This is a genomic window from Cupriavidus sp. 86D6, from assembly GCF_057815095.1.
Genome location: NZ_JBYPSB010000007.1, coordinates 40,714 through 66,368, shown reverse-complemented (window position 1 = coordinate 66,368; position 25,655 = coordinate 40,714). Strand labels below are relative to the sequence as shown.

Genomic DNA, 25,655 nt, shown 5'->3' with positions numbered 1-25,655 from the left:
CAGGTCAAGGAGTTCGTGCGACAAATTCGCCCAGGTGCGGTCCCAGAGCCAGTCGTGCGTTTCGAGACGCCGCCCGGACGGCAGGCGCAAGTTGATTTCGCCGAGTTTCGGCTGCCGTGGGGCAAACGGTACGCCTTGTTCGTGGTGCTGAGCTATTCGCGGCGCATGTGGCTTCAGTTTTACCCGCGCCAAAGCATGGAGGTGCTCATGCAAGGCCTGGAAGAGGCCTTTGCCTTCCATGGTGGCGTTCCCTTGGAGCTACTGTTCGACCAAATGAAGGCCGTTGTGGTCGACGATCAGCGTGGCGCCGGCGGCAGGGTGCTAGAGAACGTCGAGTTCTCGCGCTTTGCTCGTCATTGGGGCTTTCGCATCCGCGCTTGTCGCCCGTATCGGGCCAGGACCAAAGGCAAGGTGGAGCGGCCCATCAGATATGTCCGACAGAGCTTCTTCTACGGTCGGGAATTCCTCAATGATGCAGATCTGAATACCCAGGCGTTGTCGTGGGTAATGCGCAAAGCCAACCAGCGGAAACATCGGACCACTGGAGAGGCGCCCGACGCCCGCTTTCTACGCGACGAGTTGGCCTTACTTCAGCCGTCGGCACGAGCACCGTATAGAGGCGTGGCAACCCTGTCAGACCGCCCGACTTGCCGGATACCCGCCGCGGACTTGCCTAGGGTGGAGAGGCGTTCCCTGACCGAATACGGCAGACTGGCGGGAGATCAACGATGAGCGCCGCCAGGTCACCGCGCGAAGCTATCCGCGATATGCTGGCGGATCTGAAGATGCCAGGCTCGCTCGAGGCGATCGACCAGATCCTCAGCGCGGTCGACAGCGGCCAACTAACGGCGTCTGAAGCAATTCAGCGCCTCCTGGGAGCGCAGATAAAGCTGCGTAACAACCGCCGTCTGATGGCGGCAATGCACTCTTCCCGGCTCCCTGCTATCAAGACCCTGGAGGATTTCGATTTCGCCTTTCAGCCATCGATCAAGCGCGAACAAATTGAGAGCTTGCACGAGCTCGGCTTTGTCGAGCGCAAGGAGAACGTCGTCCTGCTTGGCCCTCCTGGCGTTGGCAAAAGCCACCTCGCGATCAGCCTGGCCGTCGCCGCAGCCAAGCGGGGCCGTCGCGTCTACTACGGGACCTTGATCGACTTGATCTCGTCACCTGAGGAAGCGCAGGCGACGGGACAACTGCTTCGTCGTCTCACGGTGCTAACCCATCCGGCGTTGCTGGTCGTCGACGAGATTGGCTACCTGCCGATCACACACGGCGGCGCTGTGCTGTTCTTCCAGCTCATCAGCCGACGCTATGAACATGCTTCCACCGTGCTGACTTCCAACAAGGGATTCGAAGAATGGGGAGCTGTTTTCGGGGATGAAGTGATGGCTGCCGCGCTCATTGACCGAGTGCTCCACCACTGCCATCTCGTGAACATCAAGGGTAACAGCTATCGCATGCGTGAGCACGCAGAGCTGTCGCGGGAGCTTAACCGTGAGTCACGCGCCCGACGCACACGCACGGAGATAACGGGCGCCGCATAGCCCCGAATTCGCTCGAACTACTGCTATCCGCCTCCAATCGGCCGTTCCCAACCCTTTGTCGTTCGGCACATTGGATTAGAGTGACGGAAGTACTGAGCCAAGCGGTCGTCTGAACCTGACTCAGAACGAGGCGAGTTCCAAAGTTGGGGACGGTAGCGAAGACTAACGGCTACGCCAACGGGGCGATCGTTTTTCGAGGAACGCGGCCACACCTTCCTTCTGGTCCTCGCCATCAAACAGGCCCAGGAATTGTTCGCGTTCGATGGCCAAGGCGGCGTTTCTCGGTACGCCCTCGCGCGCCAGTTGGATAAGCTTCTTGCTGGCTGCGGCCGCGGTAGGGCTTACCGAGGATGCTCGCTGCGCTAGCGCAATCGCGGTCTCCAAGCTGGTGCCGGTTGGCACGAGCTCTTCAATCAGGCCTATCCTTAACGCCGTTTCGGCATCCACGCGCTCATTGCACAGGATCATGCGCTTCGCCCAGCCTTCGCCCACGAGTGCCGGCAAGGTCTGGGTACCGCAACCAGCAGGCAGAAGCCCGACCGCGTTCTCGGGCAGCGCCATCTGGACGTGTGCTTCGGCGATGCGGATGTCGCATGACAACGCACATTCCAGACCTCCTCCAAGGGCATACCCATTGATCGCGGCAATGACTACAGGCCTAGCGTTCTGGAGTGCTTCGAAGGCGCGCCCAAAGTGCTGGGCGACGCGTCGGGGGTGATTGGGATCGCCAGTGGCGATCTCCTTGAGGTCTGCACCTGCGCTGAAGAACTTCCCTTCGCCGGTGATTACAATTGCCCGGACTTCGACATTGGCGTTCAGCCGGCCGATCAACGCGTCGAGGGCGACGAGGCTCTCAATGTTGAAGGCGTTGACCGGAGGGCGCTTCAGCGACACCAGTGCGGTATGCCCGTCAATAATGCAGTCAATCATAGTTCAGTGCGGCAGATGGGTTAGCGTGAGCCTGCCAGGTCGGTGATGGCTTCGCGGCTGCCGGCCATCTCACGCAGGCGAAATTTCTGGATCTTTCCGGTGCCTGTTTTGGGTAGCGCTCCATAGACAACGCGTACCGGGCACTTGTAGTGCGCCAAGCGCTCTCGGCAAAATGCAATGACTTCGGCCTCTGATGGCGCGGCGCAGCCATCCTTGAGTTCGATGAAGGCACAGGGCGATTCGCCCCATTTCGGATGGGGCTGGGCGACGACCGCCGCGATCAGGACGGCCGGGTGTTGATGGAGGACATCCTCCACTTCTACAGAAGAAATGTTCTCCCCGCCTGAGATGATGACGTCCTTGGAGCGGTCGGTAATCTGGATGTACCCGTCGGGGTGGACGACAGCCACGTCGCCAGTGTGAAACCATCCGCCTGCGAAGGCACGTTCGGTAGCTTCGGGATTCTTCAGGTAACCCTTCATGACGATGTTGCCTCGCAGCAGGAGTTCGCCTTGCGTCCGGCCATCCCAAGGGACGGCGCGCATGGTGTCGGGATCGGCAACATATAGCCCCTCGAGAGCGGCGGCACGATTGCCTTGTCGAGCCATCAGCCGCGCCTTGCCGTCCGGCGACATGGCGTTCCATGCGGGGTTGGCGTATGAACTGACCGGCGTGCCGGAAGCCTCCGTGATCCCATAAACGTGCTCGACATCGAAGCCCATCTCGCCTACGGCCTTTAGCACCGTGGCGGGGGGCGGCGAGCCCGCCGTACGGATGCGAACGGGATGCGAAAACGCTCGGCGCTCCTCTTCGGTCGCGTTCGCGAGAGAGGCGAGCACAATAGGCGCCGCGCAAAAATGGTCCACCGCGTGTGCGTCGATTGCCTGGAAGATGTTTGCCGCCGTCACCTTGCGCAGACACACATGCGTGCCCGCCGCCGCAGTGATGGCCCAAGCGAAGCACCAGCCATTGGCATGGAAGAGCGGCAGCGTCCACAGGTACTTCGGCCCGCGCGGCATGCCCCAGTCCGTAAGTTGCAGCAGGCTCATCAGATATGCACCACGATGGCTCGGGACGACCCCCTTGGGATCGGAGGTCGTTCCGGAGGTGTAGTTGAGCGCAATGGCATCCCATTCGTCCTTCGGATAGATTCCCGGGAAATCGGCATCGCCTTGCCGGAGGAACTGCTCATATTCCAACTCGCCGATAAGATCACCTTCAGGCGCCAATGTATCGACGATATCGATGATCAGCGGAGGATTGTCGAGCCCCTCAAGGGCGGCTGTCACCAGAGAGGAAAATTCCCGGTCCACCAACAGGACCTTGGCTTCGCCGTGTTTGAGGATGAAGCGCACGCCGTCGGCATCGAGCCGGCAGTTGATTGCGTTTAGTACCGCACCGCTCAGCGGGATGCCATGATGGGCTTCCACCATTGCCGGAGTGTTGGGCGCGAGGATCGACACGGTGTCGCCTTTTCCGATGCCGAGCTTGACAAGAGCGCTCGCAAGGCGGCGACAGCGCTCCCTGGTCGTGCTCCAGGGCTGGCGGAAGTTGCCATGAACAATGGCATCCCTGTCCGGATACTGCTCCGCGCAGCGGTCCAAGAAGTGCAGTGGGGTCAATGGCACGTGGTTGGCGTTATTGCGCTCCAGGCCGATTTCGTAAATGTTGTTGCTCACGACTGTCTCCTACCGAGTTCTATAAGTTCTATGAGTACTGCGATACGCGCACACATGGAACCCGCAAAGTAAGTCGATTCCTGTTGCGACACTGTCTTGCACAGGACAGTGCTGACACGTTCGGCGTCGACAGCAGGAATAACCCGGAATTGTCGGCTATGTGACAGTACCCGTTCAGCGCGAATCCTAGTCTCTTACCCGAAAGGCTGTTGCAGCCATTTTGAGTAGAGAGCGTTAGCGTGAACCTGAACAGATTGAGTCCCCCTCCTGATGAGCTTCCTGCGGTGCGTGGCGCGGTCGAATGGGCGATTACGACGCGCCGTAGCGTCCGCGCCTTCCTCCCGCAGCCCGTACCCGCTGACGTCGTCGAGGCGATCCTGAATACCGCTCGGTTTGCTGCGAGCGGCGTGAATATACAGCCCTGGAAGGTGCACGTGCTGATGGGTGCCGCCAAGGACAGAGTCTGCACCGCGATTCGGACCGTGGATGACGATCCGGCACTTGCCGCGGAGCACGGCGACGAGTGGGCGTATTACCCGGTTGAATGGACGGCTCCCTATCTCGATCGCCGTCGCGCGGTGGGTTGGAAGCTCTACAGCCTGCTTGGCATCGAAAAGGGCGACAAGGCCCGCATGCACACACAGCACGGCCGCAACTACCGCTTCTTTGATGCGCCTGTCGGCCTATTTTTCACGGTGGACCGCGTGATGAACGAGGGGAGCCTCCTGGACTACGGGATGTTCCTGCAAAACATCATGATCGTGGCGCGCACCTACGGCCTGAGTACTTGTCCTCAGGCTGCGTTCATGAAGTACCACCGGATCATCGAACAGGAGCTGGCAATGGGTGCCCAGGAGAAGTTCGTGGTCGGGATGAGTCTCGGATATGCCGACGAGGAGCGCATCGAGAACTCACTGGCATCAGAGCGCGAACCCGCCTCAAGCTTTACGACGTTTCACAACGAATGACTGCAGTTCAAAAATGATTTGATCCATCAAGAATGGAGGAGACGATGACAAAAGAAATTGACGTTCAAAAGGTGGCTGACGCAGCCAAGTTCTCCGGCTTTCACCGGACGATTCTCTTCTGGTGCGTAATGATCCTCGTGCTGGATGGCTACGATCTGGCGGTAGTGGGTGCGGCACTGCCGTCGATCATGAAGCAGATGGGAGTCGACGCAACGAAGGCAGGCTTCATGGCGAGTTCTGCACTGTTCGGCATGATGTTTGGCGCAATCTATCTGGGCACGCTCGCCGACAAGATCGGCCGCAAGTTGTCCATTTGCTTGTGCGTTGCCTTGTTCAGCGTCTTTACCGCTGCCGCAGGTCTGACGACTGAACCGATCAGCTTCAGTGTCACGCGTTTCCTGGCAGGCCTAGGTATTGGGGGCGTGCTGCCTGTCGTGACGGCCCAGATGGGAGAGTTCGCACCCAGCAAGATCCGAGCTCGGCTCGTCACCATTGTGTTCGCGGGGTATTCGATCGGCGGAATTCTGGTCGCTCTGACTGGTAAGGGGCTGATTGAAGCATACGGCTGGCAGGCAGTGTTCTTCGTTGCCGGGCTGCCGGTGCTTTTCATCCCATTCATCTTGTGGACCATGCCGGAATCCATGGCGTTTCTCGCAAGGAAGCAGCGGAATGACGCACTTCGTGCTGTCGTTCGCAAGCTTGCCCCTGAGCTGCAGATTTCGCCAAGTGATCGTCTGGTTTTGCCCCAGGAGGCGATGGCTTCCAACGCCCCGGTCGCGGCGCTTTTCGCCCGCGGACGCGCCCTTAGCACACTGATGATCTGGGTGGCCTTCTTTACCGGCCTCTTCATGGTCTATTCGCTCAGCTCGTGGTTGACGAAGCTCATGGCGATGTCCGGCTACAGCCTCGGCTCGGCTCTGAACTTTGTACTGGTGTTCAACATTGGTGCCGTATGTGGTGCGATCGGCGGGGGCTGGCTGGGTGACCGTTTTAATATCAAACACGTGCTGGTGGTGTTCTACGCCACGGGTGCGGTGTCGCTTTCGCTGATGGGGTATACGAAGGTGACCGAACTGTTGTTCGTGCTCGTGTTCGTCGTCGGCGCCTCAACGCTCGGCACGCAGTTGCTTGCCTATGCCTACGCAGGGGAGTTCTACCCGGGGCTCCATCCGTTCGACCGGCGTGGGCTTCGCCTCGGGCATTGGCCGCCTCGGCGCCATCGCGGCACCCGTGCTCATCGGCGCACTCGTGGCAATGAAGCTTCCACTTGAACAGAATTTCTTGGCCATCGGCTTTGCCGGCCTGGTCGGGACCCTGGCGGTCATGCTCATCGACCACCGCCAAAGCGCATCCGTGCAACCCCCGCAGGAAGGTTCACTTTCCTCGCTCGACGTGCACCCATCCACCAACCGCTGAACCGGATATTTCCCTAGACATGCAGATTCAGGACAACGTATTTGTGGTGACCGGGGCCGGCTCTGGCCTCGGTGCTGCTACCGCTACAGCACTCGCTGAGCAGGGGGCGAAGGTCGTTATCGTCGACCTCGATTCGAACAACGGACAGGACGTCGCGCGCAAGACTGGCGGTGTCTTTGTCAGGGCCGATATCACTAACGAGGATAGCGTTAAGGAGGTGTTCGATTTCGCTGCTGCGCTCGGACCGTTGCGTGGCCTCGTCAACTGTGCTGGCGTTGCTCCTGCTGAAAAGGTGATTGGCAAGAACGGCGTACATGGCCTGGCATCGTTCAGCCGCACGCTTCAGATCAATGTTGCAGGCACGTTTAACGTCCTTCGCCTTGGGGCGGCACTGATGGCAGAGCAGCAACCGTCGGCTGACGGCGAACGGGGCGTCATCGTTAATACGGCGTCCGTTGCAGCCTTCGACGGCCAGGTCGGTCAATGCGCATATGCCGCCTCCAAGGGCGCTGTCGTGGCAATGACACTGCCGCTGGCGCGCGAACTGGCGCGATTCGGTGTGCGGGTGGTAACTATTGCACCGGGGATCATGGGCACGCCTATGTTGCTCGCGATGCCCGAGGAGGTGCAGAAATCGCTGGGAGCATCCGTACCGTTTCCCCAGCGCATGGGCAGGCCGCAGGAGTTTGCAGATCTTGTGCGGCACGTTATCGGCAATTCGTACCTTAATGGTGAGGTGATTCGACTGGACGGCGCCATTCGTATGGCAGCGAAGTGAGGGATTCATGTTAAACGCGACAAACGACCCTATCGTGGTACTTTCGGCGGCGCGCACGCCTATCGGCGGGTTTCAGGGCGAGCTGTCATCCTTGACGGCGCCGGAGCTGGGCGGGACGGCCATCCGTGCGGCTGTGGAGCGGGCCGGCGTGACTCCGTCATGCATTCAGGAACTGCTCATGGGTTGCGTCCTACCGGCGGGCATTGGACAGGCGCCCACCCGGCAGGCCGGTATTCGTGGTGGGCTGGAGCTCTCTACGCCCAGCACCACCATCAGCAAGGTTTGTGGATCCGGGATGAAGGCGGTCATGTTGGCCCACGATCTGCTGCTGGCAAACAGTAATGACATCATGGTCGCTGGCGGCATGGAGTCCATGTCGAATGCGCCCTACCTGCTGCCGAAAGCGAGAGCTGGCTATCGGCTCGGCCATGGCAAGGTCATGGACCATATGTTCCTGGACGGACTTGAGGACCACTACAGCGACGACACGCGCGGGCGCCTGATGGGCACGTTCGCCGAGGATTGCGCTGCGATGTATGGCTTCACGCGGGAGGCGCAGGACGAATGGGCGGTGATGTCGACCCTGCGTGCGCAGGCTGCGATCGACGCGGGTAGTTTCGCGTGGGAGACGGTGCCGATTTCCGTCGATACACGGAAGGGGCCGGTGTCGGTAACGCGTGATGAACAGCCCTTGAAGGCTGATCTGAATCGTGTGCCCACCTTGAAGCCGGCTTTCAATAAAGACGGGACGGTGACGGCCGCCACTTCGAGTTCGATCTCGGACGGGGCGGCAGCGATGGTCCTTACCCGGCAGTCCATTGCCGACAAGATGCAACTGCAGCCGGTTGCGAGGATCATGGGCCATGCGACGCACGCACAGACTCCGGCGACGTTCACTACCGCGCCGATTGGCGCGATCCGGAAGCTTCTTGACGGATTGGGATGGGCCGCATCCGAGGTCGATCTTTGGGAAATTAACGAGGCGTTTGCCGTCGTTGCCATGGCCGCCGTGCAAGACCTGCAGCTAGACCGGGCGAAGGTCAATATCCACGGCGGGGCATGTGCGCTGGGTCATCCCATTGGCGCATCGGGTGCGCGAATCCTGGTCACGCTTATTGGTGCGCTTCGCAAGACCGGTGGCCACCGAGGCATTGCAAGCCTGTGTATCGGCGGTGGTGAAGCCACGGCCGTAGCCGTTGAGATCGTGTAAGAAGAAAGCCGCATTGCATCCTCCTTGTCCGGATGCAATGCGGCCAGGTTAGCTGCAATTGTTTGATCAATCGCCCATGTGAGCGAATTGTCGGAGTCCTTCGAGATTCAGGATATGGATGGCGCCGTATTCCATGGCGATCATGCCGGCGTCCGCGAGTTCGCGGAGCGCTCGATTGGTGTTCTGGCGGGACAGGCCGGAGAGCCGTCCGATTTCTTCCTGGGACAGTCCCAAGGTTCGGTCTGTCACAGGATAGAGCTGACGGTGAAACAGTTCGGCAAGGCAGAAGGCCACGCGGCCTGCCGCTTCGTGGAGCCTCAGGTTATGCACCAGCCCAACGTAGTAGCCGCAACGCGCGTTGAGTTGATCGATGACATAGCGGCTAAACGTGTGATTGTGTTCCAGTAGCCAATGAAAGGTGGCCTTCGAAACATAGGCAACCCGGCTGTCCTTCAGTGCCACAACAGAATATTGCCGCGGCTCATTCTTCAGTACGGCGCCCTCGCCAAACCATGCGCCTGCGGGAACGCCGGCGAACGTAATAGCTCTCCCGCATGACGACGCCGTATCGACCTTGACGATGCCCTCGACTACGCCGAGCCAATGGTCGGCTGGCGCACCCCGGTGGCAAGCGGTACCGCCCGCGACGAAATGCTTTTCAAAAGAATCGGCCATGACGCGCGATTTCTCCTGAGGGGTGAGATGGTCGAACCAGGCGGAACTCTCGAAGAATGACGCCAGGCTCGAACGCGAAATGCGCTCGGAGACGGACAGTCGAGGGGTGACTTGGCCCCTGAAGTCGTGGGATAGCGTTTGCATGTGTAAATCTCTTCGGTTGCCGCTTGGCGGCAGTCGTCACGGTCTGACGGGCAAATCGGACTGACTGTGCGCGTTGATGGCGTCGATACGGGCGTCAGCGTTCTTTTGTGCCAGTAGCGGAATTGGCCGGTTCGTCGTTCCGTGCGGCACGCAACACGAATCGTTGGATTTTTCCACTAGGGGTCTTCGGGAGTTCGGGGGCGAAATGCACCTGCCGTGGATAGGCGTGGGCGGCATAGCGAGTCTTGACCCACTGCTGGATCTCCTCGGCCATTGCTGAGCTCGGCGCGAATGCCGGTCGCAGGACGACATACGCCTCAATCACTTCTCCCCGGATCTTATCGGGAGCGGCGATGACGGCGCATTCCGCGACTGCCGGATGGGCGGCAATCACAGACTCAACCTCAAATGGTCCGATGCGATAACCGGCCATGATGATGACATCGTCCTCTCGCGCGGAAAAATAGAAGCCGCCTTCGGCGTCCATCTTGCCAAGGTCGCCGGAAAGGTAGTATCTGCGGTCTGCGGAAAACTTCTCCGCGCTCTTTTCCGGAGCTGCGTCATAGCCGTGAAACCACGCAAGCGGGCTCTCCGCGACATTGAAGGCGACACGTCCGACCTCTCCAGTCGGTAGTTCAATGTCTTCACTGCGGTCTAGCACCACAGCCTTCCATCCAGGCATGGCGATACCCATCGATCCAGGTCGGATCTCCCGTGCGAGTCGAGGATCGTGGTGGTTGTTAATGAGCATGCCGGCCTCGGTTTGGCCATAGTGGTCAAAGACGAGCGCTCCCAATGCCGACTTAGCCCATTCGTTCACATCGGGCGTGAGCGGCTCGCCAGCACTGGACGCGCAGCGCAGCTTCAGAACTTGCGGCGGTGCAGCCTCCGAGCACATGAGGGACCGGTAGACGGTCGGAGCGGCTGCGAAATTCGTGACGTTTCGCTCTGCGAGGATGCGGTAAGTAGCCGCAGCGTCGAAGCCACCTTTGAGAAGCAGGCTATGGACCCCGGTACTTAGCGAGCCGAGAACGCCGAAGTACAGTCCATAGGCCCAGCCTGGGTCTGCAGCGCACCAGTACACGTCGGTTGGAAGCAATCCAATGCCGAATTCGATGTATGCTCGGAACGCGGCAATGGCACGGATGGGGACAATTACCCCCTTGGGCTTGCCCGTGGTTCCGGACGTGTAGATATGAATAAACGGTGCGTCTCCGCCCAAGACCGCGGAAGGTACGTTCGAACGCCCTTCGGCTGCGAGATCGTCGAATTTATGGACCTGCCAGTTGCCAGGCGACGTCCCATCGCCACCAATGACAATCAGGTCGGTCACAGCGATGGGCTCAGAGTCCCCGTCGATTGCGCTGAGCTTGCCAACCTGGGCGGCGTCACAAATCGCGACTTTTGCCTTGCTGCCGGCTAGTCGCTGTGCAATGGCGGGCGGCGCAAACGCTGTAAATAGCGGAACGTGAACCGCGCCGAGGCGCCAGATGCCGACGAGCCCAATCAGGTATTCCGCACTCTTTCCCGCCAGCGTCGCGACTCGATCCCCAGCTCGGATGCCGATGCTCGTGAGCCCTGCCGCAAAGGCTTCGGAACGTCGTTTCAGGTCGCCATACGTCAGGCGCTCCGTGTTTCCTTGGTCATCGATGACGTCATAGGCCACGGTTTCGGCCGGGTGGCGGTCGCACAGTAGCCACGCGAGACACGCCGATGGCGCCGAGTATTCCGAAACCAGTGAGGCAACCCGGCGATGCAGCTCCAAATTGAGCTCTAACGTACTCATGAGGGTGTCTCCATGCTCGACTGGGCGTCGGTCTCGTCGCCGGCCTTAAGTGAATCTTGATTTCACTTAAGGCTAAGTTGTGCTCGCCCGCCTGTCAAGGCTTATGCCTACAGGGAAAGTACTAACATGGAGATGCGGTTCGGCTTGGAAAACGTGCGGAAAATACATTTTTTGCGCTTGCCGGTTTCCTTAAGTGGAACGGGGATTCTGGATCCGAATAGCGGGGCGCAGGCGGCTGAGGACCGGGCTAACTTTAGGGCGGAAAGCTGAGCATGCGCCCAGCGACCCCGCGAAGGCAGAACGTGATGATTGCCGTGGCATGCGAACTCATGGACGTTGACGAATCGGCGGCGCCATTGCTCAGCGGCGCGACAAGGCCTTCGAACAGGCAGCCGACAATGCAATCGGCCGACGCGGCGGCATTCTGCGGTGGAAACTCTTGGTTTTCCACGCCCTGTTCAATGATTGTCTTGAAGACGCGGGAGAGTGCGCGGTGGTATGTCAGGCGGGCAGACTCCACATCGGGCTCTACAGGTTCCGCGACGAGCGCGTGAGCGAGTCTTCGGCCACGCAGCGCACGACTGGCAAACGTCCATGCGGCGGCACCAAGCTTTTCGCAGGCAGACCCATCGCGCATGGCAATGCCGGCGACGACGTCCACCTCACGTTGCGCGGTCGACTTGACGACCTCGACCATGAGTTCGGTCTTGGAGGGGAAATACCGATAAAGCGTTCCGATTGCGATGCCCGCAGCATCCGCAATGACGGTCATCTGCGCTTCGCGAAAGCCCGATTGGGCCACGAGCTCGCGCGCCGCTTGCAAGATCAAGGGATGCTTGTCAGCGCCGCGGCGTCGGATGCGCACGCGAGAAGGATTCACAATATCTTCCATGTCATCCTGTGGCCGCCATATACAAGGCTGGTACTCATGCTAGCCGTAACGCTAAACATTATGCCACGGTAGTCCAGCTCGGCGACGGTGGAGCAGTACAGGGCACAGCCGGAAATGGTGGCCGAACGGCCAGACTTTCGATGGAGGAGCCGCGAACGTCCACTTCGAGCATCTGGGACTGGGTGGAAGAAATCGTTCTTTCCGCCTCGAATAGAAGATGCCCGGCGCTAACCCTAGCGCCGGGCGAAATAGGTCTGGAGACCTATGGAACCGGGCAGTGTTCCAGCAAGGAGCCGCGCTGCGTTTGCACTCCAGCCCGCTAGCGCATGCCTGGCCCCCGAGGCTTACGATAACGCGGCGTGCTCGCAAACATTGTCTCACTCACGACAATTGACGCGGATTGGCGTCTGCGCACGCCGTGGGCCGGGTTTTTGAGAAGTCACAGCCACTGTCTTGCGCACGACATTCTTGCGTTCCGTTTTTCGGTAGCGTCCCTCCCAACACTGGAGCAAGTGAGAGCCGGCGTGTCCTCCGTGCGCGAAGGACGGCCGTGACCGATTGTGCCTACGCGAAGATGCGCCGGTTAGTTTGCAAACCCCACACTAAGGAGACATTCATATGGACGCAATTGGCCGATATCTCCTGGACCGAGTGCCTCAAATGGTCGGCGTGGTCATATACCTCGCAATACGCCACTTGCCGTCGTCTTCCTTTCGGAGGACAAACAATTCCTGAAAACCTGCAGGCCGAGCTTCACCGGTTGCCAGAGTAACGGCGGTCCCAGTGGTACTTGTGCGGACAAGAGCCCATGTAGGTGACATGATCGTCACGGCCTCGACTTTGTACGTCACGTTGAATTGAACTGCTTTGAATAGATTCTCGTACGTAGTGCGCAAGGCCGGTTCACCTGCAGCCGGCGGCATGAGTGGCGCACTCAGTTCGCCATCCTTGCTATAGAGCGCGAGCACGGCGTCAATGTTCCTGTCGTGGAGCGCACTGAAATATTCCGCCGGGAAAGCCTGGACGGCCGCTCTATCGTCGGCCGAATCTGAAACGAAAGAAGAATTCATATTGGAGCTCCTGTCCGATGCTGCGAGGGAAGTAAGTGCCACGCCTGCCATGCCGATGGCCAAGACGGGCAAGAGGAATGCGGGCTTCCGTGGAAATATGGAAGCGTTCATTTGATCAACCTTTGGGTTAGCTGATGGAATGAACAGCATAAAAATTAAAGAGATTCCCGATAAGTCCGTTTTGCCGGGACAGACCGTTCAGGCGCGCGGACAATAGGCTACTGGATTCGAAAGGCGAACATGAGGCGTGAGCAAGCTCTTCAAGACTTCAATGACCTGTACTTTTTTTCTAAAGTGGTCGAGTACGGCGGCTTTTCCGCCGCGAGCAGGATCTTGGAAGTTCCCAAGTCAACCTTAAGTTCCCGCGTTCAGTCTCTCGAGAAACGGCTGGGCGTACTTCTTTTGCAAAGGACTACCCGAAGGATGCAGCTCACCGATGTGGGCGCGCGCTTCGTGGAGCACTGTCGCGAACTTGTACGGGCAGCAGAAGCTGCGCAGAATGTAATTGATCTCGCTTCTGCTGCCCCTGTGGGCCTCGTAAGGGCAAGCTGCCCCCCGTTGGCGTTGGAGCTGTATCTGGCTCGCCATTTACCAGAGTTTGCGAGGGCTCATCCCGGTGTACAACTCCAGCTTATCTCCACAGATCGGGCAGTCGATCTGGTCGGCGAGGGTATCGATGTCGCACTTCGACTTAGACGTATGGTCAATATGGATGAGTCCCTCATTACTCGCGCACTCCTTGTCGGTCGACGTTTCCTTGTATGCAGCCCAGCCTACCTCGCATCAGCCGGCGCATTTGACGATCCGGACGCACTGCCGGGCCTGTCCATTCTGAGCCTGACAGATTCGACCGCGTCGCAGCGATTGGAATTGATAGGTCCCGGGGGCGAGGAGCGTGAGATTTGGATGAGGCCACGTCTTATGTGCAGCAGTTGGGCTGTCATGGAGCGAGCCCTTGTTGACGGGCTTGGCATTGCCTTGGTGCCGGAGCTGGCATGCCAGCCAGCCATTGACAAGGGCGCTTTGGTGCGAGTGTTGCCTAACTGGTCCGCACAAGACCTGCTCATGCACGCAGTCTTTCCGACACGGCGGGGCATGACGCCCGCCGTCAGGGCATACATCGACTTCCTGGTCGAGCGACTATCCTCTCCGTCGCCTTGATGGAGCTCGCGGAAACCCGACATTCCAATTTGCTTCTGCGCATCCGTTCAAGTGCCGTAGACGGCGCCTGTCCGGCGTTCGCGACCAACACGGCGCATCACTCTACCGTTCAATACAAGAAGTACCCCATTCAGCGGTCCTCCATGACTCTGATGCGCGACAGCGCTGGACGCACGGGATTCGAACTCGTCACCAAAGGGACGCGGAAGCGTGAATTTCTGAACAGATGAACCAGGTTGTGCACTGGTCTGACTTGGTTGGATTGATCGAACGGGCCGCCCCGCCGAGAAAGGGATACGGAGCATGATCTCCGCCGCAAAAGGCGGTCGCCCGGTCTCTTCCCCGTACCAGTCTTTGGAAGTGGCCGGTAGATGACCCTCGCCGGGCGCTTCTAGTGGGCCTGATGTCTCGGCCTAGTCCGGTGGGGCCACGCCGGGGTTCAAGGAACGCGCAAGGTGATTCCCTCCACTTTGCGTCTGGCTGAGCGACTACCGCCGCGATCAGCACAGCCGGGTGCTGGTGCAGGACATTTTCGGCTTCAACCGAAGAAAGGTTCTCTCCCCCAGAGATGATGACGGTCCTTTGAACGGTCCGTAATCTGGATATAGCCGTCCGGCTGACAGCGGGAACCATGCCGAAAGCGGCAAGACAGCAGAGCCCGCGCGGCATTCCTGAAGTCCAACGGCCGCCAGTTCGCACAACCGTTTTTGTACAGGAAGCCGTTGTCTAAGCCTGATACGGCTACGCTAGCCCGACATCTTCGAACAGATGCACTGCCAATCTCGAATCGTCTTGCGCAAGACAATCTTCAGCAGCGGGGACTTGTATGGTCGTTGTCGAGGCGCCCTGCTGGCACAAGTCTCTTGAGCGGCTAGCTCGTCAGCGACGGCGTACCTCATAGAACCATCCACTAACGAAAAGCGACTCGTGGACAAGCAAAAGTCCCGCAGTCAGCGAGGAGACAACGTCATGAAGTTCACCAAAGTTAGGCAGCAGTGGCTTGCACCTGCTCTGGCAACGATATCAGCCCTGCTCGTCGTGGGCTGTGGAGGAGGCAGCGACTCTGTCGTAGCCGATGCCACCCCTCAACTGACGCCAGCACAGCAGTGTGCGGCGCTCCAAGGTTCAACCATACCAGCCTCCGCAATCGGTCTGCCAACCACTGGCGCCACAATCTCGTCCGCCACGCTGATAGCAGCGACCGCGTCGGGAAATACGAATGGTGAGTTCTGCAAGGTTTTGGGCGTGGTTCATCCCGTGGACCCGACCGCGCCGAACATCAAGTTCGAAGTGGACTTGCCGTCCAAGTGGAACGGGAAATCGGTTCACTTCGGTGGCGGTGGGCTTGATGGATCTGTGCCGGACACAACAGGCTTCACACTCACCAGCCTCACGCTCTACGGCGAATCGAAGGGCGTTTTAACCCCGCTGGCGCGCGGATACGTGACGCTTGCAAGCGACGGCGGGCATCAAGGAAATAACGCTGCGGACGGCCGATTTGGTCAGAACGATGAGGCGTTGGCAAACTATGCTGGCGAGCACATCAAGAAGACGCATGATGTCGCTGTGTTTTTGACCAGGCAGCGCTACGGAGCCACGTTTGCGCACAGCTACTACATCGGCGGTTCAGGCGGCGGTCGCCAGGCACTCATCGCCGCGCAGAAGTACGCCTCGGAGTACGACGGCATCATTTCCACGTTTCCTGCATCCGAATTCATGGGCCTGGCCTTTCAAATGGGGCGAATCTCTCAGGCATCACTTGCCCCAGGCGGATTCATCAATGCAAACAAGGGAGCTGTGCTCAGGAAGGCTGTGATGTCGGCCTGTGACAGCCTAGACGGCGCGACTGACGGCCTAATCAGCAATCCCAGTCTTTGCACGTTCGATCCGACTATTGTGCGATGCCCCGGGGGCACCGACACAGGCGACACTTGCCTGTCAGACCCGCAGCTCAGCACGGTCAAGTACCTTGCCACGCCGCTGAAGACGAGCTTCAATTTTGCAAACGGTATTCAGAGCATTCCCGCCTACAACATCCTCGCGGGCGCCGATTTCTGGAGTGGCTTTTTGTCGCCGCTGGGTGACTCTGCCGCCGACGCTGTACTGGATCCCGCGACAGCTTCACCCGGACAGTTCGGACAGTTGTCGTTCTTCTATGCATTTTCGAACGGCCTCTTGCGATACGCAATTGCAAGGGATCCCTCGCTTGATCTAATGTCCTTCAACTTCACGGATCCAGGGGTGCTCACCGCTAGAACTCAGACGGTAAGCCAAATGACGGATTCCACGAGCGTCAACCTGGACAACTTCAGGAACCGAGGTGGGAAGGTGATCCTCCAACATGGGCAATCCGACCAGTTCATTCCGGCGCAGATGTCGATTGACTACTACGACCGATTGCTGGCGAACTATGGGCAGAATGCGTTGTCGTCATTCCTCAAGTTCTATCTGGTTCCCGGGGCGGCACATGGCACCGGTGGGCAGTTTGAAGCGGCATATGATGGGCTGACTGCGTTGGACAACTGGGTTACGAAAGGCATAGCTCCGCAGAATCTCGTCGCTACCGACTTGAACCCGCCCACTGCGGGACGCACGCGTCCTCTGTGTGACTACCCCCAGTGGCCAAAGTACGTCAGCGGGGACGTGAACGCCGCATCAAGCTATATCTGCTCCAATTAATATCTGCTGCCCGTGACGACATTGTCATGGGCGGATCAGATCACTTCACAACTTTATTCCGCTTGCGCTGCCGGCCGACACAACACGAGGCTGGCAGCACATCCAAAAGACCACCAGCCCAAAGTGTCGCGGTAATCTATCTGCGATCAGCGGGAATGTTCGGCATAAATTGCGCTCTCCCACCGCCCCGGTGACTCAAAGGAAGGTCGCGAGCGCTTCCTCGGTTAGCCGGCGGCGAGCAGGGAATTCGGATGAGGCGACTACAAAGCTGAAAACCGTCGCAAGTGCTCGGTGATAGATAAGGCGAGCAACCTCGACATCTGGCTCAACAGGTGCGTTCCGTCGAGAACACGCTCAGCTCAGTGAAGCGAGGATCTCGTCGCGGCAAACCGCAAGTATTTCGTCGGCCAGCGGCGAATCGTCCGGGCAAGCACGCGACATGACAATGGCACCGACCGCATGCGCGAGTACGTCGAGGGACTTTGCTCGCGCCTGGCTTGCGTCCAAACCGTCCAGCGCACTGCTCTCGGCACTCAGTACAGCCAGGAGACTCTCAATACCGGCCGCAAACGCGGTACGAACTGCTTCCGGCTGGCGCGCGGCATCTCCCCCCAGTGCGGCCATCGTGCACCCTGTGGCACGGGTGTCGCGGTGCTCGCGAGAAAGGTAGTACCGCACAAACGTAGGCGCGTCCACACCCGCGCTCAGCGATACGGTCTGCGCGATACCGCAGGCCGCCGATTCCGCCATCAGGTCGGCCTTGGAGCCGAACTGTCTGTAAAAGCCGCCGTGGGTGAAGCCGGCGGCGGCCATAAGGTCGGCAACGCCAACCCCATCGTAGCCACGTTCTCGAAACATCTTGGACGCCGTCTCCACAACGTGCTCTCGATTGGCCTGTGCCTGTGCCTTGGTGATCTTCATTTCCTGACCACGGTGGGTTCATGTGTGAAAGGCCTATTGTACATTGATGTCAATCATCATCAAAACCTTGACAGCTAAGATTATGCTCGTCATCATTGAATGCATTTCCAAACACCAGAGGCTGACGCAACATGACCGACAAGACGCTTTTCGAGCCCTACGCCCTTGGGCGCCTGACACTTGCCAATCGTTTTGTCATGGCACCGCTGACACGCAACCGCGCAGGCGCGGGGCTAGTGCCCAGCGAACTGGCCGCCACTTATTACGCCCAGCGCGCCTCGGCTGGTCTGATCATCACGGAGGCCACTCAGGTGTCGGCCCAGGCTCAGGGCTATCAGGACACCCCGGGCCTGTACACGCCCGAGCAAATCGCCGGTTGGCGCAAGGTCACCGAGGCTGTGCATGCCAAGGGGGGACGCATCTTCGCGCAACTCTGGCACGTCGGCCGTGTTTCGCACGTCGATGTCCAGCCTGACGGCGCTGCACCGGTCGCGCCTTCGGCCATCCGCGCGGCGACGAAGACCTTTGTCAACAACGGTTTTGTCGACGTGTCCCAGCCGCGCGCCCTCGAACTCAACGAACTGCCGGGCATTGTTGGCGACTTTCGTCAAGCCGCGGCTAATGCAATGGCCGCAGGCTTCGACGGCGTAGAGATCCACGGTGCCAACGGCTACCTGTTGGAGCAATTCATCAAAGATGGGGCCAACCAGCGCTCTGACGCCTACGGCGGCACGATCGAGAATCGTGCGCGCCTGTTGTTGGAAGTCGTTGCGGCAGTGGTGGCAGAAATCGGAGCCGACCGGACCGGTGTGCGCATCTCGCCTGTGTCACCGGCAAATGGCATTTCGAGCAGCGCCCCTCAGCCGCAGTACGATTACATCGCCGGGCAGCTCAGCGCGCTTGGCATCGTCTACCTGCATGTGGTCGAGGGGGCGACCGGGGGCCCGCGCGATGTCGCACCGTTTGACTATGGCGCGCTGCGCCGCCGCTTCAGGCAAACCTACCTGGCCAACAACGGCTACGACCTTGAACTCGCCACCGCCAGGCTCAACGAGGGCAAGGCAGACCTGTTCGCCTTCGGCCGTGCCTTCATCAGCAACCCCGACCTGGTCAAACGCCTGAAGACCGGCGCCCCGCTGGCCCAGCCGGACTTCGCCACGCTCTATGGTGGCGGCGCTGAGGGCTACACCGATTACCCGTCTATCACCGCCTGAGGCGCGCACATTGCGTCCGCATCCGGACCGGCTTTAAAAGGAATCTGTTCATGACCACACTTCCGACCGTTCTCGTCACCGGCGCCTCCTCCGGCATCGGCGCCACCTACGCCGAGCGCTTCGCCCGCCGCGGCCACGACCTTGTGCTGGTTGCACGCGACAAGGCGCGCCTCGATACGCTGGCAGCGCGGCTGCGTGAAGAAAGTGAGGTGACCGTGGAAGTACTGCAGGCCGACCTTACCCAGCCCACCGACCTTGCCGCGGTTGAGACTCGTCTGCGCGAGGATGCTCGCATAGGCATCCTGGTCAACAACGCCGGGATGGCTCAGTCTGGCGGCTTCGTGCACCAGACGGCCGAGGGCATTGAACGCCTGATCACGCTCAATACCACGGCGCTGACGCGGCTTGCAGCCGCGGCCGCTCCGCGCTTCCTGGAATCGGGTACCGGCGCAATCATCAACATCGGCTCGGTGGTAGGCTTCGCGCCCGAGTTCGGCATGTCGATTTACGGCGCCACCAAGGCGTTTGTGCTGTTCCTGTCCCAGGGGTTGAACCTCGAGTTGTCGCCCAGCGGCGTCTACGTGCAGGCGGTGCTCCCCGCAGCGACTCGCACGGAAATATGGGGACGCGCCGGCATCGACGTCAATACGCTTCCCGAAGTGATGGAAGTCGGCGAACTGGTTGATGCGGCACTGGTCGGCTTCGATCGCCGCGAACTCGTGACTATCCCGCCACTTCACGTGGCTGCACGCTGGAACGCATTGGATGGCGCGCGTCAAGGGCTCATGTCGGACATTCGGCAAGCCCAGGCGGCTGAACGGTATCGGCCGGAAGCGTGACCGCCACAATAACTGGGGCGCCCGACGAGAATCGACCATGACCTTCAAAGCGCTGCAGGCGTCTTATATCCACGTTCAGACCAGACTCGTAACGGCGGGCGGAACCACGTTCGCTTATCGCGAACTGGGACCGCATGGCGGTACCCCGCTGGTCCTGCTCAACCACTGGGGCGCGGTGCTGGACAACTTCGACCCGCGCATCGTAGATGGCCTGGCTAGTGAGCATCACGTGGTTGCCCTCGACTATCGGGGAATCGGTTTATCCGGCGGCACCGCGCCGGTGACCGTCGACGAGATGGCGCGCGACACTATCGCGGTAATCCGCGCGATGGGTTTCGATCAAGTAAATCTGCTCGGTTTTTCACTTGGCGGCTTCGTGGCGCAGGACGTGGCCCTGAAGGCGCCTACCCTGGTGCGCAAGCTCATCCTTACCGGCACGGGCCCCGCGGGGGGGCAGGGCATCGATCGTGTGGGTGCGGTGTCGTGGCCGCTGATACTCAAGGGCCTGCTGAGGCTCCGTGACCCCAAGACCTATCTCTTCTTCACCGCTATGGCCCGGGGCCGGCAGGCGGCAAGCGCCTTCCTGAAAAGACTGAAAGAGCGCCACGCCGATCGCGACAAAGGACCGACACCTCGCGCGTTCTGGCGCCAGCTCAAGGCGATCAAGGCATGGGGCGAGCAGGTGCCCCAAGATCTCGCCGGCCTGCGCATGCCGGTCCTGATCGCCAATGGCGACAGCGACGTCATGGTGCCTACGACGCTGAGTCGCGACATGGCCCGCCGCATTCCCCAAGCGCAGCTAGTCATTTACGAGGACGCCGGGCACGGTGGCATCTTTCAATACCACGCCGACTTCGTGTCGACGGCGCTGGCGTTCTTGGCAACACCCCGATTGGAATTAGAGCAACATGAAAGCACTCACATTTAAACGCTATGGCAAGTCACCTGAGATCGGATTCGCCGACGTTCCGCGCCCCACGTTAAAGGCTGATGAGTTGCTGGTGCAGGTCCACGCGGCGGGATTGAACCCAATCGACAACATGATTCCGGCGGGAACGTTCAAACCTGTCCTGAAGTTCAAATTACCGGCCACGCTGGGCAGCGATATTGCCGGCGTGGTGGTTGAAGTTGGCAGCCGCGTGACGCGTTTCAAGCCGGGCGATGCCGTTTTTGCCAGCCTCTTCGATCTGGGCAGAGGCTCGATCGCTGAATTCGCGGCGGTGCCGGAAAGCGTTGCTGCACTGAAGCCGGCCAAGCTCGACTTTGTGCAGGCCGCCTCCGTTCCGATGGTCGGCCTCACCTCGTGGCAAGCATTGAAGGAGCGCGCAAATGTTCGAGCTGGCCAGAAGGTATTCATCCCTGCGGGGGCAGGCGGTATCGGCACCTTCGCGATCCAGCTGGCAAAGTACCTTGGCACCAGGGTAGGAACGACCACTAGCACGGGCAATGTCCAACTGGTCACCACGCTGGGTGCAGACGAGGTGGTTGATTATAAGAAGGAGGAATTCGAAAAAGTGTTGCGCGGCTACGACGTGGTGCTCGGTACACTGCGGGGCGACTCGATCGAGAAAGCCGTCCGCATTCTCAAGCCAGGGAGCAAAATTGTCTCGCTCATCGGTCCATTGGACGCCGCCTTCGCACGCGCACGACGCCTGAACTTCTTTTTGGCGTTCGTGTTCGGCTTGATGAGCCGGAAGATCATGCGGCTTGCAAGAAAGCAGGCCGTCACTTACTCGTTTCTATTCGTGCGTCCCGACGGCGCCCAACTGGCCGAAATTGGAGGGCTCCTCGAGTCCGAGCACATTCGTCCGGTGATCGACAAGGTTTTTCCATTCGAGCAAGCGAAGGTAGCGCTTGAATACTTGGCCCAGGGACGCGCGAAAGGCAAGGTCGTCGTGAAGATCAAGTGAGCGGCCGAGCGGTTGACTGTGCAGGAGCTTGCCCTCGCGATTGAAGAGGCGGGTGACTAGGTTTAGTCTCATAGAGAACCGGATGGCCGGTCAAGGGGCAGAGCCGACGCCCGAGTGTCCGAGCAAAAAAGAGAGCGAATGACGCTTGTTGGCCGGCAAGCGCCCGCTCGCGGGCCGAGATCTCATCAAACTTCAGTTTGCTCCGCCATTTCGAGGGCATCGTCGACCTCGATGCCCAGGTATCTCACCGTGCTCTCGATCTTCGAGTGTCCGAGGAGCAACTGCACGGCGCGCAGATTCTTCGTCCGCCGGTAAATCAACGAAGCCTTCGTTCGCCGCATGGTGTGTGTTCCGTAGACCGAATCATCGAGCCCGATCGAAGCGACCCATCGGTGAACGAGTCGGGCGTACTGTCGCGTCGAAAGATGGGGGGAGGCGTGAAGCCGGCTCGGGAACAGATAGTCTGAGGGACGCAGGCCGTGTAGTCGAATCCAGGCATCAACGCTCTCGCGTGTCTGCACGGTGATCTCGAACTGCACCGGTCGATGGGTCTTTTGCTGCGTCACTGTTGCGCGCGCGGCCACGTGACCGCCTTGGCATATGTCTTGGACCAGCAGTCGAGTTAGATCGCAAGCTCGGAGCTTGCTGTCGATTGCCAGGTTAAACAGCGCCAGCTCGCGCACGTTCGCGGACATCTGCAGCGTAGTTCGAATCGCCCAAATTTCCTTGAGCTTCAATGGCGGCTTCTGACCCGTGATCTTTCCCTTGTTCCAAGGTGCGCGAGGTGCGGCAGGAGAGTTTTGGGTGCCCATGGCGATCTCCTTTCAGGTGAAGGGAGATCCAGTTTGCGCTTTTGGCAACGGTCGCTGTCCGACCCGTTTCAGCCCCTCAGTTAGTTTCTTCGAATGTCGCCACGGCGCTCAAAAGCGGCCGCAGCAGGCCGCCCGTGGAGATCATGAATTTAGTACTCTTTACCGATACAGGACGGCTTTGCAACTTGCGCCCCATCGGCCCTTGACCTGCGCATGACAGGCATGCACTCGCGAAGCAGCAAAAAGCAAACCCAGCCTGGAACTCATGAGGCGGGTGAGCGCGGGTCATTGCGCCTGGAAATCGACCAGCCGGCGCCAATATCCATCCTGTCGCCCTTCGGGACTGCCTTCCTGCTGCCACAAAACATAGGCCCGCTCGCGAAGATGCTGGTCGAGCGCGCGATGCCAGTACTCTTCCGTACGTCCATCAGGGCGCCCGTCTTCCTCCCATAGCAGGTAAGCGCGTTCCCGAACGGCCTGGTCCAGGCCGACTTTCGTTTCCGAATTTTTCTCAAGGTCATCGCCATAGGGGGCCATCTGCCCGCCCCGGGCCGTGTGCATCCTGGCCGTCAGGGTGCCAAGCTCAGCATCCGGGACGAGCCGGCTGTGCGCCGCCGCTTCCAACGCCTTGGCCTGACATGCGGCGGCGTCGGGAGCGTCAACCGAGCCATCCAGCGTAATCGGGTAGGTGTGCAGCACCGCGCCGCGGCTGTCTGTCACGTCAACCAGTCGCTCAGTCATGATTGCTTCGCCAGATGACCAACCGGCTGTTCAGCCTGGCACAGGCTGGTAGTGGGGTACGCTGCGGCCTGGCATGCCATTGCATGGGCACGGCTTTTGCTCACACCATCTGTCACCTGCAGGCAGCATGGGCCTCTGCAACTCACCGGACGAACGGCCAACAGGTATTGCGATGCAAACATCATGAGCGGTTACATACAGAAGCCCGGAGAATTATCTGGCGAACAGTCCTTCCAGTTCCTCGTGGCCGGCGTCAGGGACTACGCAATTTTCATGCTGGATCCGGAAGGGTTCATCAAGACCTGGAATGCCGGGGCGCAACGCTTCAAGGGGTACGCTGCCAGCGAGATCATCGGCCAGCACTTTTCCGTTTTTTACCCTGAAAGTGAACGGATTGCCGGTCGGCCGGCCCTTGCGCTGCGAACGGCCCAGGACGAAGGAAAATTCGAGGACGAAGGCTGGCGGGTACGAAAGGACGGCAGCCAGTTCTGGGCGAGCGTGGTCATCGATCCGCTGCGCGACGATTCCGGCAAGCTCGTCGGGTTCGCCAAGATCACACGCGACATCACCGAGCGAAAGGCGGCCCAGGAAGCGTTGCGTGAAAGCGAGCAGCGCTTCAGCCTGCTGGTGCAGGGGGTGACCGACTACGCCATCTACATGCTTTCGCCGAACGGCGAGGTGACCAACTGGAATGCCGGCGCCGAGCGTATCAAGGGGTATTCGCGTGATGAAATTGTGGGAAGACATTTCTCCTGTTTCTACACGGAAGAAGACCGCGCCGGCGGTCTGCCTGCCCAGACGCTGGCCATAGCCCGTACGGAGGGCCGGTGCGAGCGGGAAGGCTGGCGGGTACGCAAGGACGGCAGCCGTTTCTGGGCACATGTGGTGGTCGATGCCATCCACGATGAAGCAGGCAGGCTCGTCGGGTTTGCGAAGGTGACACGCGACATGACCGAGCGCAAAAAGGCGGCTGAGGCGCTGGAGCGCGCCAGTGCCGCGCTGTATCAGGCACAGAAGATGGAATCGCTGGGTCAGCTGACGGGCGGCGTCGCCCACGATTTCAACAACCTGCTGGCGGTCATGTCAAACGGCCTCGATGTGCTGTCGCTGCGGTTGCATGAACACGCCGATATCAGGATGCTGGAAACGATGCAGCGCGCGGTCGCCCGCGGTGCGACGATGATACAGCAGCTGCTGTCATTCGCCCGCCAGCAGCCGCTCAAGGCCGAAAAATGTAATGTGAACGCGGCGATCCGCGGCTTTGAAGCGGTGCTCCGGCGGGCCACCAACGGCGCAATCGGACTTGAGGTCAGGCAGGAACCCCACCCCCAGCCTGTCCTGCTCGACACAGCCCGGTTCGAGGCGGCGTTGCTTAACCTCGTCGTCAATGCACGCGACGCCATGCCCGAAGGCGGAAAAATCGTCATCGGCGTGGAGAACGTCGAACTCGGCGATGAAATGGTGGGGGCGCTCGCGGCCGGTCCGTATGTCCGGGTGTCCGTCGCGGACACCGGCTCGGGAATGCCGCCCGAGGTTGTAGCGCGTGCTTTCGAGCCATTCTTTACCACCCGGGAAGTGGGCAAGGGCAGCGGCCTTGGCCTGAGCCAGGTGTACGGTTTCATTGCGCAGTCTGGCGGCGACGTGCGGATCGATAGCGAACCCGGCCGGGGCACGGTCGTCAGCATGTACCTGCCGGTAGCGAAGGACGCATCAGGCGACGCTGACACGTTAGCGGGCCGGGCGCTGGATACGGTGCTGCTGGTCGAGGACGAGCCGGATCTGCTGGATGCGACGGCTGAGCTTTTCCGCAGCCTCGGTTACGAGGTGCTGACTGCCAGCAACGGGTCCGAGGCGATGAATGTGTTGAGCCGGCGCGACGACATCCGCGTCCTGTTCACCGATGTGGTGATGCCGCATGGGATCGATGGCATCCAGCTCGCGCGATCGACGCGCGGCCTTCGTCCGGACATCAGGATTGTGCTTGCCTCGGGCTATCCTCTTCCCGCCCTGAAGGCGCAGCACGGCAATCTCAGCGACTTTACGTTTATCCACAAGCCGTACCGGCTCGCCGATCTCGTCCGGGCGCTGGGCATGGCGACGTAGCACCGCTCGCGGCCCGGGTCCCGACGAGGGGAGACAGCGACATTGCTGCCGTCTATGGCAACGCGCTGACATGCGGAGGGTGAGCTGCCTGCATTGATAGAACTGCCGTCTTCGGAACGGGTAATCTCAATCGCGGTATTGGCTGGTGGTTACACTACTCACAGACCGGGTGCCGGCACCCCC

20 protein-coding genes and 3 pseudogenes are annotated in these 25,655 nt (G+C 60.1%); 13 read left to right on the top strand and 10 right to left on the bottom strand.

Features of this window, described 5'->3' with window-relative positions; translation table 11 throughout:
- Both istA and istB read left to right on the top strand, forming a co-directional pair.
- Window positions 1–732 (top strand): annotated as a pseudogene (istA, locus tag AC3G88_RS17960) (IS21 family transposase); the annotation flags it as partial.
- Window positions 729–1,544, top strand: a complete 816-nt coding sequence (gene istB / locus AC3G88_RS17955) for an IS21-like element helper ATPase IstB (RefSeq protein WP_488893743.1) — start codon at window positions 729–731, stop codon at window positions 1,542–1,544. The pseudogene istA and the gene istB, both read left to right, overlap by 4 nt.
- Before the next feature lie 162 nt (window positions 1,545–1,706).
- Here istB and AC3G88_RS17950 read toward each other — a convergent pair whose 3' ends face one another.
- Both AC3G88_RS17950 and AC3G88_RS17945 read right to left on the bottom strand, forming a co-directional pair.
- On the bottom strand, window positions 1,707–2,474 hold the full coding sequence (locus AC3G88_RS17950) for an enoyl-CoA hydratase (protein ID WP_488893742.1): 768 nt from the start codon (window positions 2,472–2,474) through the stop codon (window positions 1,707–1,709).
- 20 nt (window positions 2,475–2,494) lie between these two features.
- Complete coding sequence (locus tag AC3G88_RS17945; RefSeq protein WP_488893741.1) at window positions 2,495–4,153, bottom strand: acyl-CoA synthetase; 1,659 nt, start codon at window positions 4,151–4,153, stop codon at window positions 2,495–2,497.
- Window positions 4,154–4,398: 245 nt separating this feature from the next.
- Here AC3G88_RS17945 and AC3G88_RS17940 point away from each other — a divergent pair, with 245 nt between their 5' ends.
- The 4 genes and pseudogenes from AC3G88_RS17940 (at window position 4,399) to AC3G88_RS17925 (ending at window position 8,525) form a co-directional block, all read left to right on the top strand.
- On the top strand, window positions 4,399–5,121 hold the full coding sequence (locus tag AC3G88_RS17940) for a nitroreductase (RefSeq protein ID WP_488893763.1): 723 nt from the start codon (window positions 4,399–4,401) through the stop codon (window positions 5,119–5,121).
- A gap of 44 nt (window positions 5,122–5,165) precedes the next feature.
- Window positions 5,166–6,537, top strand: a pseudogene (locus AC3G88_RS17935) (MFS transporter).
- Window positions 6,538–6,556: 19 nt separating this feature from the next.
- The gene (locus AC3G88_RS17930; RefSeq protein ID WP_488893740.1) at window positions 6,557–7,315 is read left to right on the top strand and encodes an SDR family NAD(P)-dependent oxidoreductase; all 759 of its coding nucleotides are present in this window, start codon (window positions 6,557–6,559) and stop codon (window positions 7,313–7,315) included.
- A gap of 7 nt (window positions 7,316–7,322) precedes the next feature.
- Window positions 7,323–8,525, top strand: a complete 1,203-nt coding sequence (locus AC3G88_RS17925; RefSeq protein ID WP_488893739.1) for an acetyl-CoA C-acyltransferase — start codon at window positions 7,323–7,325, stop codon at window positions 8,523–8,525.
- A 66-nt stretch (window positions 8,526–8,591) separates the two neighbouring features.
- Here the strand turns inward: AC3G88_RS17925 and AC3G88_RS17920 are convergent, their stop codons facing one another.
- The 4 genes from AC3G88_RS17920 to AC3G88_RS17905 all read right to left on the bottom strand — a co-directional run bounded on the left by AC3G88_RS17920 (window position 8,592) and on the right by AC3G88_RS17905 (window position 13,092).
- The gene (locus AC3G88_RS17920; RefSeq protein ID WP_488893738.1) at window positions 8,592–9,344 is read right to left on the bottom strand and encodes a Crp/Fnr family transcriptional regulator; all 753 of its coding nucleotides are present in this window, start codon (window positions 9,342–9,344) and stop codon (window positions 8,592–8,594) included.
- Between the two features lie 94 nt (window positions 9,345–9,438).
- Window positions 9,439–11,130, bottom strand: a complete 1,692-nt coding sequence (locus tag AC3G88_RS17915; RefSeq protein WP_488893737.1) for an AMP-binding protein — start codon at window positions 11,128–11,130, stop codon at window positions 9,439–9,441.
- A 253-nt stretch (window positions 11,131–11,383) separates the two neighbouring features.
- Window positions 11,384–12,022 carry a TetR/AcrR family transcriptional regulator gene (locus tag AC3G88_RS17910; protein WP_488893736.1) on the bottom strand — a complete coding sequence of 213 codons (639 nt, stop codon included), beginning with the start codon at window positions 12,020–12,022 and terminating at the stop codon, window positions 11,384–11,386.
- Window positions 12,023–12,678: 656 nt separating this feature from the next.
- Window positions 12,679–13,092: a YybH family protein gene (locus AC3G88_RS17905; RefSeq protein ID WP_488893735.1), complete on the bottom strand. Its 414-nt coding sequence runs from the start codon at window positions 13,090–13,092 to the stop codon at window positions 12,679–12,681.
- 240 nt (window positions 13,093–13,332) lie between these two features.
- Here AC3G88_RS17905 and AC3G88_RS17900 point away from each other — a divergent pair, with 240 nt between their 5' ends.
- A complete protein-coding gene (locus AC3G88_RS17900; RefSeq protein ID WP_488893734.1) occupies window positions 13,333–14,253 on the top strand; it encodes a LysR substrate-binding domain-containing protein in 921 nt (306 codons plus the stop codon).
- 192 nt (window positions 14,254–14,445) lie between these two features.
- On the opposite strand, the pseudogene AC3G88_RS17895 reads toward AC3G88_RS17900, so the two are convergent.
- Window positions 14,446–14,869 (bottom strand): annotated as a pseudogene (locus AC3G88_RS17895) (AMP-binding enzyme); the annotation flags it as partial.
- A 353-nt stretch (window positions 14,870–15,222) separates the two neighbouring features.
- Here AC3G88_RS17895 and AC3G88_RS17890 point away from each other — a divergent pair.
- Window positions 15,223–16,932 carry a tannase/feruloyl esterase family alpha/beta hydrolase gene (locus AC3G88_RS17890; RefSeq protein ID WP_488893733.1) on the top strand — a complete coding sequence of 570 codons (1,710 nt, stop codon included), beginning with the start codon at window positions 15,223–15,225 and terminating at the stop codon, window positions 16,930–16,932.
- A 354-nt stretch (window positions 16,933–17,286) separates the two neighbouring features.
- Here AC3G88_RS17890 and AC3G88_RS17885 read toward each other — a convergent pair whose 3' ends face one another.
- Entirely contained in the window at window positions 17,287–17,853 is a 567-nt protein-coding gene (locus AC3G88_RS17885) for a TetR/AcrR family transcriptional regulator (RefSeq protein ID WP_488893732.1), read from the bottom strand.
- Between the two features lie 131 nt (window positions 17,854–17,984).
- Here AC3G88_RS17885 and AC3G88_RS17880 point away from each other — a divergent pair, with 131 nt between their 5' ends.
- The 4 genes from AC3G88_RS17880 to AC3G88_RS17865 are packed head-to-tail and all read left to right on the top strand — an operon-like array spanning window position 17,985 to window position 21,816.
- Window positions 17,985–19,067 (top strand): alkene reductase, encoded by a 1,083-nt coding sequence (locus AC3G88_RS17880; RefSeq protein ID WP_488893731.1) that lies wholly within the window; start codon window positions 17,985–17,987, stop codon window positions 19,065–19,067.
- Between the two features lie 50 nt (window positions 19,068–19,117).
- Complete coding sequence (locus AC3G88_RS17875; protein ID WP_488893730.1) at window positions 19,118–19,906, top strand: SDR family NAD(P)-dependent oxidoreductase; 789 nt, start codon at window positions 19,118–19,120, stop codon at window positions 19,904–19,906.
- A gap of 37 nt (window positions 19,907–19,943) precedes the next feature.
- Window positions 19,944–20,834: an alpha/beta fold hydrolase gene (locus AC3G88_RS17870; RefSeq protein ID WP_488893729.1), complete on the top strand. Its 891-nt coding sequence runs from the start codon at window positions 19,944–19,946 to the stop codon at window positions 20,832–20,834.
- The gene (locus AC3G88_RS17865; protein ID WP_488893728.1) at window positions 20,815–21,816 is read left to right on the top strand and encodes an NADP-dependent oxidoreductase; all 1,002 of its coding nucleotides are present in this window, start codon (window positions 20,815–20,817) and stop codon (window positions 21,814–21,816) included. Before AC3G88_RS17870 ends, AC3G88_RS17865 begins: the two co-directional genes overlap by 20 nt.
- A gap of 185 nt (window positions 21,817–22,001) precedes the next feature.
- On the opposite strand, the gene AC3G88_RS17860 is transcribed toward AC3G88_RS17865, so the two are convergent.
- Both AC3G88_RS17860 and AC3G88_RS17855 read right to left on the bottom strand, forming a co-directional pair.
- A complete protein-coding gene (locus tag AC3G88_RS17860) occupies window positions 22,002–22,628 on the bottom strand; it encodes a tyrosine-type recombinase/integrase (RefSeq protein WP_488893727.1) in 627 nt (208 codons plus the stop codon).
- A 285-nt stretch (window positions 22,629–22,913) separates the two neighbouring features.
- On the bottom strand, window positions 22,914–23,369 hold the full coding sequence (locus AC3G88_RS17855; RefSeq protein WP_488893726.1) for a DUF2934 domain-containing protein: 456 nt from the start codon (window positions 23,367–23,369) through the stop codon (window positions 22,914–22,916).
- 183 nt (window positions 23,370–23,552) lie between these two features.
- On the opposite strand from AC3G88_RS17855, the gene AC3G88_RS17850 reads away from it, so the two are divergent.
- Complete coding sequence (locus AC3G88_RS17850; RefSeq protein ID WP_488893725.1) at window positions 23,553–25,472, top strand: hybrid sensor histidine kinase/response regulator; 1,920 nt, start codon at window positions 23,553–23,555, stop codon at window positions 25,470–25,472.
- Window positions 25,473–25,655: the final 183 nt, after the last annotated feature.

Bases quoted from the DNA above. Each gene is read 5' to 3' on its own strand.
- AC3G88_RS17905 (WP_488893735.1), bottom strand. From the start codon at position 13,092: ATGAATTCTTCTTTCGTTTCAGATTCGGCCGACGATAGAGCGGCCGTC.
- AC3G88_RS17950 (WP_488893742.1), bottom strand. From the start codon at position 2,474: ATGATTGACTGCATTATTGACGGGCATACCGCACTGGTGTCGCTGAAG.
- AC3G88_RS17890 (WP_488893733.1), top strand. From the start codon at position 15,223: ATGAAGTTCACCAAAGTTAGGCAGCAGTGGCTTGCACCTGCTCTGGCA.
- AC3G88_RS17900 (WP_488893734.1), top strand. From the start codon at position 13,333: ATGAGGCGTGAGCAAGCTCTTCAAGACTTCAATGACCTGTACTTTTTT.
- AC3G88_RS17930 (WP_488893740.1), top strand. From the start codon at position 6,557: ATGCAGATTCAGGACAACGTATTTGTGGTGACCGGGGCCGGCTCTGGC.
- istB (WP_488893743.1), top strand. From the start codon at position 729: ATGAGCGCCGCCAGGTCACCGCGCGAAGCTATCCGCGATATGCTGGCG.
- AC3G88_RS17860 (WP_488893727.1), bottom strand. From the start codon at position 22,628: ATGGGCACCCAAAACTCTCCTGCCGCACCTCGCGCACCTTGGAACAAG.
- AC3G88_RS17910 (WP_488893736.1), bottom strand. From the start codon at position 12,022: ATGGAAGATATTGTGAATCCTTCTCGCGTGCGCATCCGACGCCGCGGC.
- AC3G88_RS17915 (WP_488893737.1), bottom strand. From the start codon at position 11,130: ATGAGTACGTTAGAGCTCAATTTGGAGCTGCATCGCCGGGTTGCCTCA.
- AC3G88_RS17925 (WP_488893739.1), top strand. From the start codon at position 7,323: ATGTTAAACGCGACAAACGACCCTATCGTGGTACTTTCGGCGGCGCGC.
- AC3G88_RS17880 (WP_488893731.1), top strand. From the start codon at position 17,985: ATGACCGACAAGACGCTTTTCGAGCCCTACGCCCTTGGGCGCCTGACA.
- AC3G88_RS17870 (WP_488893729.1), top strand. From the start codon at position 19,944: ATGACCTTCAAAGCGCTGCAGGCGTCTTATATCCACGTTCAGACCAGA.
- AC3G88_RS17850 (WP_488893725.1), top strand. From the start codon at position 23,553: ATGAGCGGTTACATACAGAAGCCCGGAGAATTATCTGGCGAACAGTCC.
- AC3G88_RS17855 (WP_488893726.1), bottom strand. From the start codon at position 23,369: ATGACTGAGCGACTGGTTGACGTGACAGACAGCCGCGGCGCGGTGCTG.
- AC3G88_RS17885 (WP_488893732.1), bottom strand. From the start codon at position 17,853: ATGAAGATCACCAAGGCACAGGCACAGGCCAATCGAGAGCACGTTGTG.
- AC3G88_RS17920 (WP_488893738.1), bottom strand. From the start codon at position 9,344: ATGCAAACGCTATCCCACGACTTCAGGGGCCAAGTCACCCCTCGACTG.
- AC3G88_RS17875 (WP_488893730.1), top strand. From the start codon at position 19,118: ATGACCACACTTCCGACCGTTCTCGTCACCGGCGCCTCCTCCGGCATC.
- AC3G88_RS17865 (WP_488893728.1), top strand. From the start codon at position 20,815: ATGAAAGCACTCACATTTAAACGCTATGGCAAGTCACCTGAGATCGGA.